Raw genomic sequence first — 19,237 nt, 5'->3', positions numbered from 1 at the left:
CCGGGTAGCCTCAGGACAAGATCCGGCCCCCATCGCGAGTCGGCGGCAATCTTCGGCGCGTGCCTGGCAACAATCGAAGATTTAGCGCACCCGGCGAGATTCGAGCTCACGACCTCTGCCTTCGGAGAATGGATAATGGCTTCCGCCGAAACTATCCATTTCTATCCGACTTCGCGCTATATCGCTGAAATCACAAAACAAATTTGAATTCGATAAGCGTCGACGCTACGACAGGGCGGCCGAAACCTTGCCCTGCCGTGCTTACGCGCGGAATCTTTCAAGGGGGCGTTCGAGCATGGCGAAGCTGACCAAACGAACCGTTGATACCACTGAAATTCGTTCCGCGGACTACGTCATTTGGGACGAGGAGTTGCCCGGTTTCGGGTTGCGCGTCTTCGCTTCGGGGAAGAAAAGCTACGTCGTGCAATACCGTGCCGCAGGCCGGTCGCATCGCTACACGATCGGGCTGCACGGCGTCTGGACTCCTGAGGCGCGAGGCTAAGGTTCTGCTTGGCCAGGTCGCACGAGGCGGCAACCCTGCCCAGGAACGCAAGTTCGATCGCGAAGCGATCACCGTCAAAGGAACTCTGCACCCGCTATCTCGAAGATCTGAGGAACGGTTAGCTTGCAGCAGCACAACTCCCGGTCCCGCATCAGCTCACATCGATAACCATCATCAGCCCGCCGCCGCCCTTCTCCTCGGCATTGTTGTTCGTGGTGTGATGCGGGATGTGACAGTGGATCAGCCATTTGCCGGGACGCCTCGCCGTCCAGACGACATCATATCGCTGGCCCGGCCCGACATTGATCGTATCGGCCTGGAAGCGTGCGGCGGCGGGAATCGTCTCGCCGTCGCGCGCGACCACTTCGAACGGGCCGCCATGGATGTGCATCGGGTGTATGAAGCCGTTGTTGGTGCCGATGAAGCGGACTTTTAGCGTTTCGCCGACCTTCATACGGATCGTGTCGGTCGACGGATAGGCCCTGCCGTTGATGGTGAAGAAGTTCGGCATGCCGCCGTCCATCGGCATCGATGGATAGGTCAGGCCTTCGCGCGCCAGCCATTCCTGCAACTCGATGACATAGTCGTGGTCGGCGGCGACCTCGTCGGCCGGGTTGGCCGGATCGATGATCAGCGCGCCATAGAGGCCGAGTGCCTGGGTGCGGTCGGGCTTGGCGTGCGGATGATAGAAGTAAGTACCGTGCTGGGTGGCGGTGAACTCGTAGGAATAGGTCTGTCCCGGCTCGATCGGCGCCTGGGTTATCTCGGCCGGACCGTCCATCTGGTTGGGTAGGATCAGGCCATGCCAATGCACCGTCGTTGCCTCCGGCAGTCCATTGGTGACGTTGATGCGCACCCGGTCGCCCTGACGGATATGGATGCGCGGGCCCGGAATCTGGCCGTTATAGGCATAGGCATCGACCGCTACGTCCGGCAGGATCTGCCAGCGAACCACCGACGGCCTCAGCTCGAACACCTTCACGCCGTTCTCCATCCGGAACGGCAGGTCTTGGTCCCCCCTGGCCGAAAGGCCATAGGATGCGGTTACGAGGCGCGGATCGGCCGCCGCCATGTCGCGCATGGCGTCGGCCGGCGTGTCACGGTCCATGATCATGCCTTGCGGCATGATCACGCCGCCGACATCGCGGGCCGAGAGGCTGAGGTTCAGCCAGTTCGCAGGCGCCACCATGCCGAGCGCCAAGGCCAGCGCCGACACCGCGCCGAGCGCCACGATTTGCGCTGAGGTCGCGTCCGAGCGCATGTGATGGCCGGCAGCGCGCTGTTCGCCCGGCGGTCCATGGCCCTGCCGGCGATGGCCGTGCTCGCTCGCTCCTGCCGGCTGCAGGCGCTCGGTCATCAGCCCATGCTTGAGGCCGCGCGCGACCAGCCAGACATTGGCGGGATAGGCTAGCACGAAGCCGGCGATGACGCCGAGCGACATCACGCCCCAGAACAGAAGCTCGCTGGGCTCCATGGCGCGCATGTCGCGGCCCATCATCAGGAAGCTCATGACCGGCGCCATGCCGGCCATCATGAAGTTCATGGAGATGAACTCGGGCAGGAAGCTCTTCTTCACATTCTCCCAATAGCTGCCGCCCATCATCGATTTCATGAACAGCGATTGGAAGATGAACAGGCCGAAGGCAAAGCCGGCGAGGTATTCAACGATGAGGTCGAGCCACATCGGCAGGCCGAGCGTGGCGGTGACGACCGCGGCAAGGATGATCCCGGTCGCATCGCCCGCGACGCAGTGGATGGTCGAGCCGACGCCCTGCTTCCAGAGCGGGCTGGTGAAGGCCTCGTGCTGGCCAGGGCGCGGTTCCTTGTCGCCGAGTACATAAAGCAGCAGGCCGAGCGGCCCCATATAGAGCGTCACCAGGATGAAGCCCCATTTCATCACCACCGGCTCGGGATTGTTGCGGTACTGGTCGAAGCCGACATAGAGCGTCGAACCCGCCGCCAGCACAAACCAGGCAACGAGGAAATAGTCGATCGGTTGGATGAGCATCCGGCTTTCTCGCGCTGGTCGATGAAACGGGTGGTTGTACCAGCCCTGCGGATGAACGCGCCGGCGGTCATTACGATCCGCAAGCCGGAAATTCCGGTCCGGCTAGCGGACAAATCCGGACGACCGCTGGCCAAGCCTCCACTACAAAGAGGCCATCTTCGGCCCTCCCTCCGCCAAGAGACGACCAAGAGGCCAAGGACTAGGGGAACGCTTTAGCCCGCCACACCGTTAGGATGATGGCGCTTGTGGACGACATTCAAACGGTGTGGCAACGCGTCCGACTGGGCGAGCGGCACATTGCCGAGCGACGACGGCGCATCATTGAGTTGCAGCTTCTTCACATTTCGACCGAGCTAGTGTGCGATTTTCTGGACCTGCTCGAACGCACCCAGGAGTTGCACCACAAGCATTTTGGAGCGACTGCTGGAAAAGGCATCGCAAACGAAAGCTGCCTAAGCGCGCGCCATCTTGGCAGTGCAGGATGATGAGTAGCCGGCCCGCTTATCATGGTGACACAGGATTTGAGGGCCGGACTACCCAGCAAGGCCAGGTTTATCCCGACCCACCCTTTCAAGCTCTATCGATATCTGATCAGGGTCGATCATGCCGCGCCTGAAAAGGTTCATCACCTTGACAGCTATCTGTTCGCGCTCGTCCGAGCGCGCGATCTTATGCTTTGTGCAGTAATCGCTCACAGCCTTGGAAAGGATTGCGACCTCTGCGGGTTCCGCTACACCGTGCCCTAACATTCCAGCCTCTGTTCGGAACGGGACGACCTTAAGACGATACACCCAAAAAAAGTCAGCTTCGAGTCAATTTGCTCGGATCGAGGGCCAAGGCAGGGGGACGGAGCCGGACGACTGCTGCCCGGTAGGACAAGCGCCACGCTGTGGTGAACCGCACCCCCACACAGCCGTCCAGCGCCACCCAACCCCAGCACAAGGTTGCAGTTTAGATGGCCGCCTTGCGATCCCAGCCAACGGTACCATCGACCTTGAACAAGGAACTGTTGGCCCTGCTGCGCGGAGCTCCCGGAGCTGATGCGTTTTCGGACAAAGGAACGTCGGCCGGCGATCTCGCGGCCGCCGCCCGCGTGCTGCTCGACGAGATCGCCGCGGCCGTCTCTTCCGGAAAGCGCTGGCATCGCCACACGATGTTTCCGACGTGCCAGCTGAACCGATCCGCCGACAAATGGCGGATCTTCGTCGAGATCGAAGGCGAAGGCTCGATGTATGGCCGCGCTACAGTGGTTGGTCCAGACCTCGCCCGCGCCCCACAGTCTTGGTCAGCAGCGCCGCCGCCTGGGTTCCGGCCAAGCCAATGTCTCGGATGCTGCTCATGTGATTGGCCGCAACAAGGTTGGTTTGGGAAGCGCTTAGTCCTTGCTGTTTTAGACTATCTGTGAAGGTCGCGGCCCCGTGATGGAATGGCAGAGTTTCGTCGGCCCCGACCGCGACCTCGACCAGCACAGAGGGATCGAAGCGATGATTGATTGGTGAGTATCGCCTAACCTCTTCGTCGGTAATCGCGATCTCATTGGCGAGAAACGAAGTCTGTAACGGCTTCAAATCGTAAATACCGCCCAACAGGAGCGCGCCTTTGATGCCCGATGGCCGGCTGTCGTCGTCGAAGAGCATCGTCGCGAGATGCGCGCCGGCCGAATGGCCGCTAACGGTCAACTTGCCGGGGTCGCCGCCGTGGCTCGCGATGTGTTCATCAACCCATCGCCTGGCGCGGCGAACTTGGTCGACGATAGTTGCCATCCTCACCGCCGGCATCAGCGCGTAGCCCAGCAGGACCGCAATCGCCCCTGCGTTGGTTACAGTCTCGGCGACATAGGAATAGTCGCTTTTCGAGAACATGCGCCAGTAACCGCCGTGAATGAAGATATGCACCGGCAGCCGATCGCGTCCGCCTTCCGGGAAAAACAAGTCAAGGGTTTCGCTGCGGTCGGCTCCATAAGCCACATCGGCGACCATCGGGATTTTCGCCCTCGTCTCCGCGCTTCTGCGGCGGATCTCGTCCACTATGTCGTCGAACTCGGGGACGTGGTCGCGGGTGCGGAATGGATCTTTTGCCAACTCACTCATCAGATCGTCACGGCGATGTATTTCGCTTCCATGAACTCGGCTATGCCGTGCTTCTGGCCGCCCTCGCGCCCGAGCCCGCTCTGCTTGACCCCGCCGAACGGCGCGGCAGGGTCGGACATCAGACCGCGGTTGAGCGCAATCATGCCGGACTCGATCTTCGATGCCATGCGCATGCCCTTCGCGAGGTCGCGGGTGTAGATATAGGCGGCAAGGCCATACTCGGTATCGTTCGCCTTTGCGATGACCTCGGCCTCTTCTTCGAAGCGGCTCACCGGTGCCACGGGGCCGAATATCTCCTCGTGAGCCATGGCAGCGTCGGCCGGCACGTCGCTCAACACCGTTGGCGGGTAGAAAAATCCCCTGCCTTCAGCGATCGTGCCGCCGCACAGGATCTTCGCGCCACGGGCAACCGCGTCCTGAACCAGCCGGTCGATCTTGTCCACAGCCTTTCTGGTAATCATCGGCCCGCATTCGGTCTCCGTGTCAGTGCCCGGGCCGACGGTCAGCGCCGCCATGCGCTTGCGCAGGCCTTCGACGAACGCATCATGAATGCCTGCCTGCGCGTAGAGCCTGTTCGCCGCCGTGCAGGCTTCGCCGGCGTTGCGCATCTTGGCGATCATCGCGCCGTCGAGCGCCGCCTCAAGATGGGCATCGTCGAGCACGATGAACGGCGCGTTGCCGCCAAGTTCCATCGAGCAGGAAATGACGTGTTTCGCCGCCTCGGCGAGAAGCGTGCGACCAACGCCGGTCGAGCCGGTGAAGGACAACTTCCGCACTCGCGGATCGGCCAGCATGGCTGCTGTTACCGGCCCCGGGTTCGAGGTGGTGATGACGTTGACGACGCCGGGCGGCACGCCGGCTTCCTCATAGAGGGCGGCAAGCGCATAGGCTGTCAGCGGCGTTTCGCTGGCCGGCTTCAGAATGACGGTGCACCCCGCGGCAAGCGCCGGCGCGATCTTGCGCGTGGCCATCGCCGCCGGGAAATTCCACGGCGTTATCAGAACGCAAATGCCGATGGGCTGGTAGTCGACCACGATCCGGTTCGTGCCCGACGGGGCAAGGCCGAACTCGCCGCTGATGCGAACCGCTTCCTCCGCGTTCCAACGGAAGAACTCGGCCGCGTAGGCGACTTCGCCGCGCGCGTCGCGCAGGGCCTTGCCGTTCTCCAGCGAAATCAACGCGGCCAAGGTCTCGGCACGTTCGCTCATCAGCTCGAAGCAGCGCCTCAGGATCTCCGATCGCTTGCGTGGCGGTGTTTCACGCCAGCCCGATGCTGCCGCTGCGGCCGCCTCCACCGCCGCCGCGGCGTCTGCGAGCGTCGCGTCCGGAACCGCGGCGATCACAGCCTCCGTCGATGGGTCGACCACTTCGATGACGCGGCCGTCGGAGGAGGGTCGCCACTTCCCGCCGATGTAAAGGCCTTGCGAGAACGGGATGTATTCGGACATGTCGGAATCCTGATCGACTGTTAGGTGGGAAACGTTCACTGGAATCGGGCTCCTTCCTCACATCGTCGCGACCGACATGTCGCCGCTATGAGCAGCCCTGACCAGGCGCTGCATCGCGGGCAGGTCGAAGGAGCGGGGATTGTTCTTGATCAGCCGGTCGATGCCGAGCGCCTGTTCAGCGGTCCAGTCGATCTTGTCTTCGGGAAGACCGAGGTCAGCCAGCGTTCGCGTGATGCCGATGGCGTTGAACAGTCGCGCGACTTCCGCGATCGTGGCATCGGCCAGCTGATCGGCATCGCGGTCATGGCGCGGCAGGCCAAGCGCAATGCCGATTTCCGCGATCTCGGAGGTTGCCGCGGGCAGATTGTAGCGCATCACATAGGGAAGCATCGTCGCGACGCCCAGACCATGCGGCGTGTGGGTGAGCGCGCCGACCGGATACTGCACGGCATGCGCGGCCGCCGTTCCCGCTGTGCCGAAGGCGCAGCCGGCGGCCAACGCTCCCATCATGACATCCGCGCGTGCGTCCTCGTTCGACCCGTCGCGATATGCTGCTTCGAGGCTGCGGCCCAGGAGCCTGATCGCCAGAAGGGCGAAATGATCGGTCAGCGCGCTCTTGCCGACGAAAACATGGCGTTGCGGCAGATCGGCATCCGCACCGCGTTTTGCGGCGGTGAAAGCTTCGATCRCATGGGTCAGCGCGTCGGCGCCGGCGATGGCGGTCAGTGATGGGGGACAACTCGCTGTCAGGTCCGGGTCGCAGAGCGCAACCGCGGCGATGAGATGCGGGCTGGAGATGCCGACCTTGAGCGTCCGCTCCGGATCCGAGATCACCGCTACGGGAGTGACTTCGGAGCCGGTGCCGGCCGTGGTCGGCACCGCGATAAGGGGAAGGGTAGGGCCCGGCACCCTGAACTCGCCATAGTAATCCTGGAGCTTGCCGCCATGGCTGATGAGCAGCCCGGCGCATTTGGCCATATCGAGGCAACTGCCGCCGCCAACGCCGATCACCATGTCCGGCCTGAATCCCTTCGTCTCGGCGATGCACGCGCCGACGCTGTCGCGCGGCACGTCCGGCAAGGTGCGATCATAGACGAGCGTGTCGATCCCGGCAGCCTTCAGCCCATCGAGCATCTCGATGAACTCAGGCGTGCCGGCGAGCCGTTCGTCGGTGCAGATGGACGCGCGCCGGCCATATCGGCCGGCAATGGCGGGCAGCGCATGGCGCTGACCTTTGCCGAAGAGAATTTCGCGCGGCAGGCGCGCGGCTGCAAAAAGGGTCATGGACTGAGATCTTTCGAAAGAGACTGATGGAAAAGTGTCGTGTTCATCGGTGGGCCGTCTTCAGTTCGGAGGCCGGTGCTTTGTCGGCTTTGGTGCCCGCGTCGTTGAATGCGGGCGACAGGGTTTCTAGCCCATCCGTTCGTATCCTCTATAAAATCGTATAGGATATCCTATTGAATTGGCCGGAGCATCATGTTAGGGCTTGCTCCTGTCAAGAGGTAACCGATGGAAAATCCCGACCTGACGGTTGAAACCGAAGCCCGCTCGAGCGGCCGCATCCAGCGCGCCAACAGCTTGGCGGGCGATGTCTACGAAGCAATCTTCGCGCAATTGATGTCGCTGAAGATTCCGCCGGGATCACGCATTACCGTCGATAATCTTGTCAGGGAATTCGACGTCTCGCACACGCCTATCCGCGAAGCGCTCGGGCGGCTGGAAGGCGAGGGCTTGGTCGTGAAGACCCATTTGATCGGCTATCGCGCGGCCCCGCAAATCACGCGACGCCGGTTCGATGAGCTTTATGAGCTTCGCCTTCTGTTGGAGCCCGCTGCCGCCGCCAAGGCTACGGCGGCACTGGATGAAGAGCGCCTCGCGGTCTTGCAGGAAGCGGCGGGCGTCATGGCCCGGCGGGTGGGGAAGGACGAGCGCCTGCGCTATTCCAACTTCGCGCGGCAGGACGCGATCTTTCACGACAAGATCATGGAGCTCGCGCAGAACGAGCTCATTCGCGAGACGCTGAACCATCAGCATACCCACTTCCATATCTTCCGCCTGATGTACCACTCGCGGGTCACTGAAGAAGCCTTGGATGAGCACGAGGCGATCCTCGCCGCATTCGCCGCCGGCGACGCGAGCGGCGCAGCGGACGCGATGCGCGTTCACATCGAGAATTCGCGGGACCGGCTCCTGCCTGCCTTCGAGTGACGCGTCCCATGTCCATCGCCGCCCGCATCGACACAGATCGCTTTGCCGCGCCAAGCGACGCGCTGCCGGTCGCACCTGTTCTGCGCGCCGAAGGCGTGTCCAAGCAGTACGGCACCGTCACCGTGTTGTCGGACGTCACGCTCGATATCCTGCCCGGCGAGATCCATGCGGTCATCGGCGAGAACGGGGCCGGCAAGTCGACGTTCATGCGGCTGCTTTCCGGCTACATCGAGCCGACGCAAGGCGCGTTGTCCATGGCCGGACAGCGGGTGCGCTTCACCAGGCCGGACCAGGCTCAAGCTGCCGGCATTGCGCTGGTTCATCAGGAGATCCTGCTGGCGGAAGCGCTGACCGTCACCGACAACCTTTTTCTCGGCCGTGAGCTCACCAAGGGCGGCATGGTCGACGATGCCCGAATGCGCCGGCTCGCTGCGGCAAAGCTCGCCGAGCTGGGCTGCGAGGTCCCGGCGACGGCTCTCGTGCGCGACATTTCGCTGGCCGATCGCCAGATGGTGCAGATAGCCCGCGCGCTGCTCGACGAGCATCGTGTGGTCATCTTCGACGAGCCGACAGCCGTGCTGACGGGCGGCGAGGTCGAGCGCCTGCTCGCCATCATCTTCGAGCTCAAGGCGCGGGGCATCGCCGTCCTTTACATCAGCCACCGGCTCGACGAGGTGCAGCGGCTCGCCGACAAGGTGACCGTGCTGCGCGATGGCAAGATGGTCGGCACCTATCCGGGCCACACGCTGAGCCAGATCGACATGGCGCGGCTCATGGTGGGGCGCGAGCTTGCCGCCCTTTACCCTCAAAAGCAGGCGACGCGGACAAATCAGCCAATGCTGAGCGTGCTGAATGCGATGGTTCCGGGATTTGTCCGGGATGTGTCCTTCAGCGCGCACAAAGGGGAGATTCTGGGCTTCGCCGGGATGATCGGCGCCGGACGGACGGAGCTGTTCGAAGGGATCCTGGGACTTCGACCCGGAACCGCCACGGTGGAGCTCAACGGCGCTCCGATACGAATACGCTCCCAGCGCGAAGCGTTGGACGCCGGCATCGCCTATCTGACCGAGGATCGCAAGGGCAAGGGACTGCTGCTGCAGGAGCGGCTTGGCCCGAACCTCACCCTGTCGGCACTCGCCAGCTTCCATCCCGGCCTCGTCGTGAAACGGGCCCGCGAGGCCGAGGCCCTGGGGCAGGCGGTCTCCACCTACGACATCCGGCTGAAGAGCCTCGGCGCGCGCGCCGGACAACTCTCCGGTGGCAACCAGCAGAAGCTTCTGCTCGCCAAGGTTCTTCTGACCGACCCGTCCGTCGTCATCATCGACGAGCCGACCCGTGGCATCGACATCGCCAACAAGGCGCAGATCTACGGCTTCATCCAGGACCTCGTCAGACAGGGCAAAGCCTGCATCGTAATATCCTCGGAAATGCAGGAACTGGTGGGTATCTGCGACCGCATCATCGTCATGCGAGAGGGCAGGATCAGCGGCGAAGTCTCGGGCGAAACGATGACCGAGAGCCAGATAGCGCTGCTCGCGACCAGCGAGCGAGCGCACGTCCCCCAGGGAGGAATAAAGTGACAGCGCTTACCCAGTCCGTGCCGGCGCGACACGAGCGGCGGTACCAGTTCTCTTGGGCTGATGCAGGGCCGTTCCTTGCTCTTGCGGCGCTGCTTGCGCTGGGCTTCCTGGTCAATCCCGACTTCCTCTCCGCGACAAACCTCAGCAACGTGATCACGCGCAGCGCCTATGTCGCCATTATCGCGGTCGGGGCCACGTTCGTGATCTCGTCGGGCGGCCTGGACTTGTCCGTGGGCTCGATGGTTGCCTTCATTGCCGGCATCACCATCATGTTCATGAACATGATGGCGCCAAGCCTCGGCCTCTGGGCCATTCCGGCGGGTATGGCGATCGCGGTCGTGACGGGGCTGCTTTGCGGCCTGGCAAATGGCGTCATCGTCACCGTGGGCAAGATAGAGCCGTTCATCGCCACGCTCGGCACGATGGGCATCTTCCGGGCGCTGATCACCTACATGACCAATGGCGGCACCATCCCGATCGACAGGTCGCTGCGCGAGGCATACCGGCCAGTTTATTTCGGAACTCTGGGCGGGATTCCAATCCCCATCCTGATTTCCGCAATCGTCGCGGTGCTCGGCGCCTTCGTTCTCTACAAGACCAAATACGGCCGCAAGTGCGCCGCCGTGGGCGCAAACGAGGACGTGGCTCGCTACTCCGGCATTTCGGTGATCAAGACGCGCACCGTCGCCTATGTCATCCAAGGGGTATGCGTCGCCGTTGCGGCCATCTGCTACGTGCCGCGGCTTGGCGCCGCCACGCCCACGACGGGGCAGCTTTGGGAGCTGCAGGTCATCACTGCGGTCGTCATCGGCGGAACCGCGCTTCGCGGCGGCAAGGGGCGGATCTGGGGGACGATTGCCGGTGCGGTGATCCTCGAGCTGATCGCCAACCTGATGGTGCTGTCAGACTTCGTCTCCGAATACCTCGTCGCCGCGGTTCAGGGCGTCATCATCATCATCGCCATGCTCGTGCAGCGCTTCTCCAAATAACCCGTCTCGGGACCGGGCGGGTGCCTGTGTTCGATTGGTCCACATCTCTGGGAGGTTGTTATGTTTAGTAGAAAATGGGTTGCGGCAGCCGCTGTCGGCGCCCTGATGGTCGCCGGCCAGGCGCTGGCGGCCGACAAGAAGGTGGTCGCCGTGTCAATCCCGGCGGCGGACCATGGCTGGACGGCGGGTGTCGTCTATCATGCGCAGGCGGCCGCGAAAGAGATCAACGCCGCCTTCCCGGACGTCGAGGTGGTGGTGAAAACCTCGCCCTCCGCTGCCGATCAGGTCAGCGCGCTGGAGGACCTTTCCGCAAGCCGCAAGCTCGATGCCCTGGTCATCCTGCCCTACACCTCCGAAGAGCTGACCCAGCCGGTCAAGGCCATCAAGGACATGGGCACCTTCATCACGGTTGTCGATCGCGGCCTGACCGACGCCTCTATCCAGGACCTCTACCTTGCCGGCGACAACATCGCGGTCGGCGCCAACACGGCCAAGTTCATGATCGACAAGCTCGGCGGCAAAGGGGACATCGTCGTGCTGCGCGGAATCCCGACGGTCATCGATGACGAGCGCATCAAGGGCTTCCAGGACACGATCAAGGGCACCGGCATCAAGGTGCTCGACATCCAATACGCCCATTGGAACAGCGACGAGGCGTTCAAGCTGATGCAGGACTATCTCGCCAAATATCCGCATATCGATGCGGTCTGGGCCAATGACGACGACATGCTTCTCGGCGTGCTGGAGGCGGTCAAGCAGTCGGGCCGCACCGATATCAAGCTGGCGCTCGGCGGCAACGGCATGAAGGACATCGTCAAGAAGGTGATCGACGGCGATTCCGTCACCCCGGTCGAAACGCCTTATCCGCCTTCGATGATCAAGACGGCCATCTACATGACTGTGGCCAATTTGATCGGCCAGGCTCCGGTTCGCGGCCACGTCAAGCTCGACGCGCCGCTGATCACCCAGGCCAACGCCAAGGAATATTACTTCCCGGATTCTCCGTTCTGAGAGCCGCCATCCACAATCATGGGCGAGGCGTGTTCGCGCCTCGCCGCCCCCAATCAAAGAGGACAAATCATGCCAGCCAAGAAAATCCTGATGCTGACCGGTGAGTTCACCGAGGAATATGAAATCTTCGTCTATCAACAGGCCATGGAGGCCGTCGGCCACACGGTTCATGTGGTCTGCCCCGACAAGAAGGCCGGCGATGTGATCAAGACGTCATTGCACGACTTCGAGGGCGACCAGACCTATACCGAGAAGCTCGGCCATTATGCGTTGATCAACAAGACCTTTTCCGATGCGGAGAAGCAGCTCGACCAGTACGACGCGGTCTATTGCGCCGGCGGCCGCGGGCCGGAATATATCCGCACCGACAAGCGCGTTCAGGCGATGGTGCGGCACTTCCATGAAACGAAGAAGCCGATCTTCACCATCTGCCACGGCGTGCAGATCCTGGTCGCGGWCGACGGCGTCGTGCGCGGCAAGAAGGTCGGGGCGTTGGGGGCCTGCGAGCCGGAGGTGACGCTCGCCGGCGGCACCTATATCGACCTGTCGCCGACCGAGGCCTATGTCGACGGCACGATGGTTTCGGCCAAGGGCTGGACCGCGCTTGCGGCCTTCATCCGGGAATGCCTGAAAGTGCTCGGCACGGAAATCCGGCACGGCTAGGTTTGGTGCGCAGGAGGTACTTGGAGCGGGTGAGTTCGTGCCGCTCCAAGTACACAAATCGCGACTTTCGTCAGGCGGTTAACGCCTTGCGTTGCGCCACGCCTCATACTCGCCACGAGCATCGTCGTGCAGCGGATAATAGCGCTGCAGGGGTGCGCCCTGCATGAGCTTCTCCCGGGAAAACTCTTCCCAGTCATGATGCTTCCGGGCCTCCTCGATCACCATGGCCGCCATCGAGACGGGAACCACCACCGCGCCGTCGTCGTCGGCGACGATGATGTCGCCGGGGATCACGGTGACGCCGCCGCAGGCGATCGGGACGTTGACCGCATTGGGATAGATGCTGGTCTGCACATGATAGTTGGGCGTCCAGCCGCGCAGCCATAGCGGCAGGTCGAGCTTTTCGACATTGGGCCGGTCGCGCATGCATCCGTCGATGACGATGCCCGCGCCGCCTCTGCCCTTGAAATAGGTGGACATCATATCGCCGAAGACGCCGGAACTCATGTCGCCGCGCGCGTCGACCACCACCACGTCGCCCTCCTGCGCGTGATAGAGCACGTGCCGGTGCAGTTGCGTTTCCGGATCGGTATATTCTCCCTCGTCGAACAGGTCCGGCCGCTGCGGCAGGAATTGCAGCGTCAGCGCCGGCCCGACGATYGACTTGCCGTGGTTCTGCGCCACCGGGCCGACCATGTGCGGCTTGCGGAAGCCCATGTGGCCGAGCGTGCCGGCGACCGTCGCGGYGCCGATCTCCTTCAGGGCGTCGATCAGATCCTTGGGCGGCCGCGTGATGTCAGGAGTATGCGTCATTGTCGGACTCCGGTTGGAATTGAACTACCAGTTGGTGACGGAACCGTCGCGGCGCGTGAGGTGAGGCGCCTCCCAGAAACGGAAACTCTGCGCCTTGATCGCCGCCTCGTTGACCTCGACGCCCAGTCCCGGCAGATCGCTGACCGGATAATGGGTGCCGTCCAGCCGCGGTTGCACGGGAAAGAACTCGGAATTGTCGAAGCCCAGCTTCCTTTCCGGCACCCTGGTTTCGAGCCAGGCGAAGTTGGGCACCGCGGCGCCGAGATGCACGGTCGCGGCGGTGCACACCGGGCCAAGCGGATTGTGCGGCATCAGGTCGACATAATGCGCCTCGCTCCAGCCGGCGACCTTCATCGCCTCGGTGAGCCCGCCGACATTGCAGACATCGAGCCGGTTGAACTGGTGGATGCCGCGCTCGATATAGGGCAGGAACTGCCACTTGCTGGCGAATTCCTCGCCGATGGCGAAGGGGATGTCGGTCATCCTGCGCAGGGATTCGTAGGCCTCCGGCGTCTCGTCGCGGATCGGTTCCTCGAGGAAATCGAGCACGCCGCGGCCAAGCTTGTTGCAGAAGCTCGCCGCCTCGGCCACCGACAGCCGATGATGGTAGTCGATGCCGAGCACCACGTCGTCGCCCAGCGCTTCGCGCGCCTTGTTCAGCATGGCAGCGGTGGCGCCGATCGACTCGCGCGGCTCGAAAATGTCCTTGCTGCTTTGCCCGGCGGGGAAGAAGCGGATCGCCTGCCAACCTTGCGCGCGCAGTTCGCGGGCGCGTTCGATGGCGACGTCGCCTTCGGCCTCGTCTCCGGTCGAGGCGAAGGTCGGGATGCGGTCGCGCTGCTTGCCGCCCAGAAGCTCATAGACCGGCACGCCCAGCGCCTTGCCCTTGATGTCGTGAAGGGCAATGTCGATGGCGGAGATCGCCGCCTGCAGAACGCGCCCGCCTTCGAAATACTGGCTGCGATAAAGTTCCTGCCAGATCCGTCCGATCTGCATGGCTTCGCGGCCGACGAGAAACTCGCGATAATGCTCGATCGCGCCGGCCACGGCCTTCTCGCGACCGCTCAAGCCGCTCTCGCCCCAGCCGGAGATGCCCTGGTCGGTCTCGACCTTGACCAGCATCTGGTTGCGCGTTCCCACCCACGCCGGATAGGGCTTGACCGCGGTGATCCTCATCTCATCCAAGCCCACGTTCCACGCCTGTTGCCCGCGTCAGTTGGCCCTGAGGGCCATTTCCGTTTCGCCGTCGAACAGGTGCATGCGCTCCTGGTCGAACTCGAGCCAGATCTGTTCGTCAGGCGCCACGGCGATGTTGGGCGGCACGCTGATGTTGACGATGGCGCCGGAGAGGAAGGCCTGCACGAAGGTGACGTCTCCGGTCGGCTCCACCGTATAGGCCTTGGCCGGAATGGCGCCGGCGACCGCGCTCTTGTGCAGCTTGATCGTCGAATGGCGTGCGCCGAGCACGATCTTCCTGGTGGTCGCTCCCTGGATCTTGCGCGCGTTGGCTTGCGACAGCGCGAGGGACCAGCCCTCCGCGCTGATCAGAACGGCATCGCCGTTTGCGGTGGATGCCTCCAGCGGAATGAGGCTCATCGCCGGGCTGCCCACGAAGCTTGCGACGAACATGTTCACGGGATGGGCGAAGACCTGCGCGGGCGAATCGTATTGCTGAAGGTAGCCGCCATTCATCACCGCCATCCTGTCCGCCATGGTGACGGCCTCCAGCTGGTCGTGCGTCACATAGATGATGGTCGCCTTCAGGTCCTGATGGAACCGCTTGATCTCGGACCGCATCTGCACGCGCAGCTTTGCGTCCAGATTGGAGAGCGGTTCGTCCATCAGGAACACCGCCGGGTCGCGAACGAGAGCGCGACCGAGGGCCACGCGCTGCTGTTGTCCGCCCGAAAGCTCGCGCGGCTTGCGCTCGAGCAGCTGCGTCATGTCGAGCACGCGCGCCGCTTCCCTGACCTTCTTGTCGATCTCGTCCCGGGGCAGCTTGCGCATCTGCAGCGGGAAGGCGAGGTTCATGTAGACCGACTTCTGCGGATAGAGCGCGTAGTTCTGGAACACCATGGCGATGTCCCGGTCCTTGGGGTCGAGGTCGTTGACCACCCGGTCGCCGATGACGATGTCGCCGGACGTGACCGATGTCAGGCCCGCAACGAGATTGAGCGTGGTCGTCTTACCGCAGCCCGAAGGACCGACGAGCGCGACGAACTCGCCGTCATTGACCGTCAGCGAAACCTCGTTGACGGCTTTGAAGCCGCCATAGGTCTTGACGAGATCTTTGAGGACCACGTGGGCCATGCGGGCAGCTCCTTAGTGCTTGACCGCGCCCTCGGTCAGGGCGCGCACGAAGTATCGTTGCAGGAGGAGGAACAGCACCACGACGGGCACGCTCATCATGAAGCTGGCCGCCATCAGGCCAGGAAAGTCCGTCGTGTTCTCTGAGAAGAAGCGCTGGATGCCCACAGGCAGCGTCAGCTGCTCGTTCTTGGAGAGGAAGGTGTAGGCGTAGATGTACTCGTTCCAGGCGCCGATGAAGGAATAGATCGCGGTGGCGATGATGCCCGGCGTCGAGAGCGGCATCACGATCAGCATGAACGCCTGGAACCGCGTTGCGCCGTCGATGCGCGCCGCCTGTTCGAGCTGCACCGGGATGTTGTCGTAGAAGCCTTTCAAGAGCCAGATGGCCRGCGGCAGGCCGAAGGTGAGGTAGGTGAGGACAAGCGAGCCATGCGTGTTCACCAGTCCGATCGCCCGCATCAGGATGAAGAGCGGCACCAGGAAGATCACCGCCGGGAACATGTTGCGCAGCAGGACGGCGAAGAACAGGAAGTTTCGACCCGGGAAGGTGAAGCGTGAGAACGCGTAGGCCGCGGGAACCGCCACGATCACTGAAAGGATGGTCGTGGCGGTCGAGACGATGAGACTGTTCCAGAAGAAGCGGAGGAAATCCTGGCCGACGCTGTTCTGCGGATCGAGCAGCTTCTGGTAGCTGGCAAGGGTAGGCTGGTCGGGCCATAATTGCGGCGGGAATTGCATCGCCGCGAATCCGGACTTGATCGAGGTGCTCAGCATCCAGACCATGGGCAGGGCCGTGTAGAGCAGCATGAACACGAGGAAGAGGCGCCCCGCCCATCGCCACCCATCGACACGCTGGCGGCGACGGATCTGGTCTCGAGAGGCCGTCTCGGCAATGGTGCTCATGCGTTCCCCTCCTTCCGCTCATTGCTGCTCAACGCGCGGACATAGAAATAGCCAAGCGTCATCAGGATGAGGAACAGGAGCACGGAGTAGGCCGCCGCCACCCCCCAGCGCTGCCGGCCGAAGGCGAGTTCATAGATGTGGGTGATCCAGATATGCGAAGCGTTGGACGGACCGCCGCCGGTCATGATCCAGGGGATGATGAAGGAGTTGAAGTTGGCGACTGCGAGCAGCAGGATCGTCACCGTCGAGACATTGCGCAAATGCGGGAAGGTGACGTGCCAGAAGCGCTGCCAGGCATTCGCCCCATCGACTTTCGCCGCGCGTAGCAACTGTTCGGGAACCGTCTGCAGACCGGCCGTCATCATGATCATGGCGAAAGGGAACTCGCGCCAGATGTTGACGACGATAAGCGAGGGCAGCACCGTTGAGACGCTGTCGATGAAATTGGGTGGCCGCTCGGCCCATCCGAGCTCGACCAGCACCGCGCCGATGATGCCGAAATCCGAATGGTAGATCCACTTCCAGATATAGGAGGCAGCGACGGCGCTGATGACCCAGGGAATGATGAGGATGGCGCGCAGGACGCCGCGACCGATGAAGTCGCGGTGCAACGCCAGCGCGGCGGCAAACCCCAGGACGAAGGAAAAGAAAGTGGATGCGGCTGTCCAGATCAGGGTGTTGAAGGTGACTTGCCAGAACACCCCGCTGGTCAGGATGGCCGTATAATTGTTGAAACCGACGAAGATCTTGTCACGCAGTTGCAGGCCGGGCGGCGTGTTGAAGAACGACAATTCGATCGTGTAGTAGATCGGATAGGCTATGACGACGAGCATCACGGCAATCGCCGGAAGCACATAGGCATAGTCGGYGCGATGCTCCCACATCTTGCGGAGCACATCGGACCTGCCGGATTGCAATGGTCTGCGAGCCTCGGCCTTGCCGCTCACGATCGTCACTTTGGCGTGCCCTTGTTCATCGGAACGAACCGGCTGTGTTGTCGGCGCAGCCGGTGAGATCGCAGGTCAGACTTCCAAGTCAAAGAAGCAGAGCATGATGTCGTCGGAAAACCGCTTCACGCTTTTCGGCGTCATGCTCTAGAGTCCGCCGCCCATCAGGTCCTTCACCTTCTTGGCCGCGTCGTCCGCCGCCTGGTCGACGGTCATCGCTCCGGTCAGGGCATTCTGCAGCATATCCGGGACGATGATGTTCATGATCTCAGGCGACTGCGGCAGCGCCGGGAAGGGGATGCCGTAGGGCAGCATCGACGTCGTGACATCGAGGAACTTGATGCTGTCCAGACGCTCCTTCATCCATTTGGTCTTGAAGCCGTTGAGGTTGCCCGGGTTCGAGCCGGCATAGGCCATCTTCAACGACCATTCAGGGCTGGTCCACATGCAGATGATGGCCTTTGCCGCCGGCTCATCCACCTTGCCGCCCTCGACATATTCAGGCTTCAGGATGTGGATGTTCGAACCGCCGAACACCACGGCGCGCTTGCCGTCGGGACCGGTCGGAATGAGGCCGTAACGCATATTGTCGATGACGGTCTGGGCCTTCTCCTTGTCGGTGCCCGTCGCCTTCTTCTGCAGGTCGAGCATGACGTTGTAGTCGGACGGATGCGAGATCATCATGCCGAGCTGGCCGGCGAGGAACAGGGGCTGGTTGTCGGCCTGCTGGTTGGTGAGCGCCGAAACCGGCACCGATTTGTCGCGGACATACATGTCGTAGGAAGCTTGCAGCGCCGCCTTGCTCTGCGGGCTGTTGAGCTCGATGTCCTTGTAGGTCGGGTTCGCTGCCGCTTCGTCGAAGACGCCRCCGCCGTAGGCCCATAGCTGCGGCATGAAGCGGTACGGCGTGTTGCCGGCATTCTTGCGCGCAACGAGGCCGTAGCCGGCAATGCCGAGCTTGTCGTGGATCTGCTTCGAATATTTGACGACGTCGTCCCAGGTTGCCGGAGGCTTGTCCGGATCGAGACCCGCGCGCTTGAAGATATCGGCATTCCAGATGAAAGCCATCGTCTCGTTGTTGGTTGGAATGCCGTAGGTCACGCCGTCCCAGGTCACCGCCTTCATGGCGCCGGGCCAGAAATCCTCGGTCGAATAGCCGACGTCCTCGGGCTTGAGCGGCTGCAGATAGCCCTTCGACGCGAATTCGGTACCACCCAGGATCTGCAGGCGGACCGCCATCGGCGCGGCATTGCCAAGGAGCGCGGTGCGGAACTTGTCGAGCAGGTCGTTGTAGGTGAGGGCCTGTTCCTCGAGCTGAATGTTCGGGTAGGTCTTGCGGAAGGTTGCGAAGAAATCCTTGTAGTATTGGCGCAGCAGGTCGGGGTCGCCCTCGAACACGCCCTGATACCAGAATGTCAGTCGCCCCTTGTAGTCGAGCGGCGTGACCTTGGCRCAATCGCCGGCCGTGTCAAAATCCTGCGTGCCGGCAATCGAGCGCACATATTCGGGCGACCACTTGCTCAGGTCGACCGGCGGCGCCGCCAGTGCCGAAGCGGACATCAGCGATATCGTCAAAGCAGTGGAAACAGCGCCGCGCAGAACGGCACCGCCGCGTGTGATCCTCCTCATAGGTCTCCTCCAGCTTCTCCCATGCCGCTCTGCGTCGAGGCAAGCGGTCCTTGGTCGTTCGATCCCGGGGATATTTCTCCGCCCTAATGTATCCCTTCGATCACTTCATACGTTTTCAGATCGCAGAATAGCTGTC

16 protein-coding genes and 1 pseudogene are annotated in these 19,237 nt (G+C 62.6%); 7 read left to right on the top strand and 10 right to left on the bottom strand.

The window, feature by feature from the left end; all coding sequences use genetic code 11:
* Positions 1-295 precede the first annotated feature (295 nt).
* Positions 296-621: pseudogene (locus LCM4577_RS07400) on the top strand (Arm DNA-binding domain-containing protein); the annotation flags it as partial.
* Between the two features lie 32 nt (positions 622-653).
* Here LCM4577_RS07400 and LCM4577_RS07395 read toward each other — a convergent pair.
* Positions 654-2,510: a DUF4396 domain-containing protein gene (locus LCM4577_RS07395; protein ID WP_071070480.1), complete on the bottom strand. Its 1,857-nt coding sequence runs from the start codon at positions 2,508-2,510 to the stop codon at positions 654-656.
* Between the two features lie 245 nt (positions 2,511-2,755).
* Between LCM4577_RS07395 and LCM4577_RS07390 the strand changes: the two genes are divergently transcribed.
* Complete coding sequence (locus LCM4577_RS07390; protein WP_131803250.1) at positions 2,756-2,995, top strand: hypothetical protein; 240 nt, start codon at positions 2,756-2,758, stop codon at positions 2,993-2,995.
* 756 nt (positions 2,996-3,751) lie between these two features.
* Here the strand turns inward: LCM4577_RS07390 and LCM4577_RS07385 are convergent.
* The 3 genes from LCM4577_RS07385 to LCM4577_RS07375 are packed head-to-tail and all read right to left on the bottom strand — an operon-like array spanning position 3,752 to position 7,332.
* Positions 3,752-4,600, bottom strand: coding sequence for an alpha/beta hydrolase (locus LCM4577_RS07385; protein ID WP_071070477.1), 849 nt, complete (start codon positions 4,598-4,600; stop codon positions 3,752-3,754).
* A complete protein-coding gene (locus tag LCM4577_RS07380) occupies positions 4,600-6,048 on the bottom strand; it encodes an NAD-dependent succinate-semialdehyde dehydrogenase (protein ID WP_071070476.1) in 1,449 nt (482 codons plus the stop codon). Before LCM4577_RS07380 ends, LCM4577_RS07385 begins: the two co-directional genes overlap by 1 nt.
* Before the next feature lie 57 nt (positions 6,049-6,105).
* On the bottom strand, positions 6,106-7,332 hold the full coding sequence (locus LCM4577_RS07375) for an iron-containing alcohol dehydrogenase (protein WP_071070475.1): 1,227 nt from the start codon (positions 7,330-7,332) through the stop codon (positions 6,106-6,108).
* Positions 7,333-7,557: 225 nt separating this feature from the next.
* Between LCM4577_RS07375 and LCM4577_RS07370 the strand changes: the two genes are divergently transcribed.
* The 5 genes from LCM4577_RS07370 (at position 7,558) to LCM4577_RS07350 (ending at position 12,499) form a co-directional block, all read left to right on the top strand.
* Positions 7,558-8,256, top strand: a complete 699-nt coding sequence (locus LCM4577_RS07370) for a GntR family transcriptional regulator (RefSeq protein ID WP_052468760.1) — start codon at positions 7,558-7,560, stop codon at positions 8,254-8,256.
* An 8-nt stretch (positions 8,257-8,264) separates the two neighbouring features.
* Positions 8,265-9,836, top strand: coding sequence for a sugar ABC transporter ATP-binding protein (locus tag LCM4577_RS07365; RefSeq protein ID WP_071032567.1), 1,572 nt, complete (start codon positions 8,265-8,267; stop codon positions 9,834-9,836).
* The gene (locus tag LCM4577_RS07360) at positions 9,833-10,825 is read left to right on the top strand and encodes an ABC transporter permease (protein ID WP_071070474.1); all 993 of its coding nucleotides are present in this window, start codon (positions 9,833-9,835) and stop codon (positions 10,823-10,825) included. The genes LCM4577_RS07365 and LCM4577_RS07360 overlap by 4 nt, the downstream gene beginning before the upstream one ends.
* 60 nt (positions 10,826-10,885) lie before the next feature.
* Positions 10,886-11,836 (top strand): substrate-binding domain-containing protein, encoded by a 951-nt coding sequence (locus LCM4577_RS07355; protein ID WP_040990494.1) that lies wholly within the window; start codon positions 10,886-10,888, stop codon positions 11,834-11,836.
* A gap of 69 nt (positions 11,837-11,905) precedes the next feature.
* Entirely contained in the window at positions 11,906-12,499 is a 594-nt protein-coding gene (locus LCM4577_RS07350; RefSeq protein WP_071070473.1) for a DJ-1/PfpI family protein, read from the top strand.
* Positions 12,500-12,577: 78 nt separating this feature from the next.
* Here LCM4577_RS07350 and LCM4577_RS07345 read toward each other — a convergent pair whose 3' ends face one another.
* From LCM4577_RS07345 to LCM4577_RS07320, 6 genes are all read right to left on the bottom strand, one after another.
* Positions 12,578-13,312: a ribonuclease activity regulator RraA gene (locus tag LCM4577_RS07345; RefSeq protein WP_071070472.1), complete on the bottom strand. Its 735-nt coding sequence runs from the start codon at positions 13,310-13,312 to the stop codon at positions 12,578-12,580.
* A 24-nt stretch (positions 13,313-13,336) separates the two neighbouring features.
* Complete coding sequence (locus LCM4577_RS07340) at positions 13,337-14,488, bottom strand: mandelate racemase/muconate lactonizing enzyme family protein (RefSeq protein ID WP_071032571.1); 1,152 nt, start codon at positions 14,486-14,488, stop codon at positions 13,337-13,339.
* Positions 14,489-14,524: 36 nt separating this feature from the next.
* Positions 14,525-15,622, bottom strand: a complete 1,098-nt coding sequence (locus LCM4577_RS07335) for an ABC transporter ATP-binding protein (protein WP_071070471.1) — start codon at positions 15,620-15,622, stop codon at positions 14,525-14,527.
* A gap of 12 nt (positions 15,623-15,634) precedes the next feature.
* Positions 15,635-16,525, bottom strand: a complete 891-nt coding sequence (locus LCM4577_RS07330) for a carbohydrate ABC transporter permease (protein ID WP_071070470.1) — start codon at positions 16,523-16,525, stop codon at positions 15,635-15,637.
* Positions 16,522-17,481: a carbohydrate ABC transporter permease gene (locus LCM4577_RS07325; RefSeq protein ID WP_071070469.1), complete on the bottom strand. Its 960-nt coding sequence runs from the start codon at positions 17,479-17,481 to the stop codon at positions 16,522-16,524. The genes LCM4577_RS07330 and LCM4577_RS07325 overlap by 4 nt, the downstream gene beginning before the upstream one ends.
* Positions 17,482-17,619: 138 nt before the next feature.
* Entirely contained in the window at positions 17,620-19,101 is a 1,482-nt protein-coding gene (locus LCM4577_RS07320) for a sugar ABC transporter substrate-binding protein (RefSeq protein ID WP_071070468.1), read from the bottom strand.
* Positions 19,102-19,237: the final 136 nt, after the last annotated feature.

The sequence above is a fragment of the Mesorhizobium sp. LCM 4577 genome (assembly GCF_001854795.2).
Lineage (GTDB): Bacteria > Pseudomonadota > Alphaproteobacteria > Rhizobiales > Rhizobiaceae > Mesorhizobium > Mesorhizobium plurifarium.
Note: the sequence above shows the minus strand (reverse complement) of the source record. Positions and strands in the feature narration are given on the sequence as shown.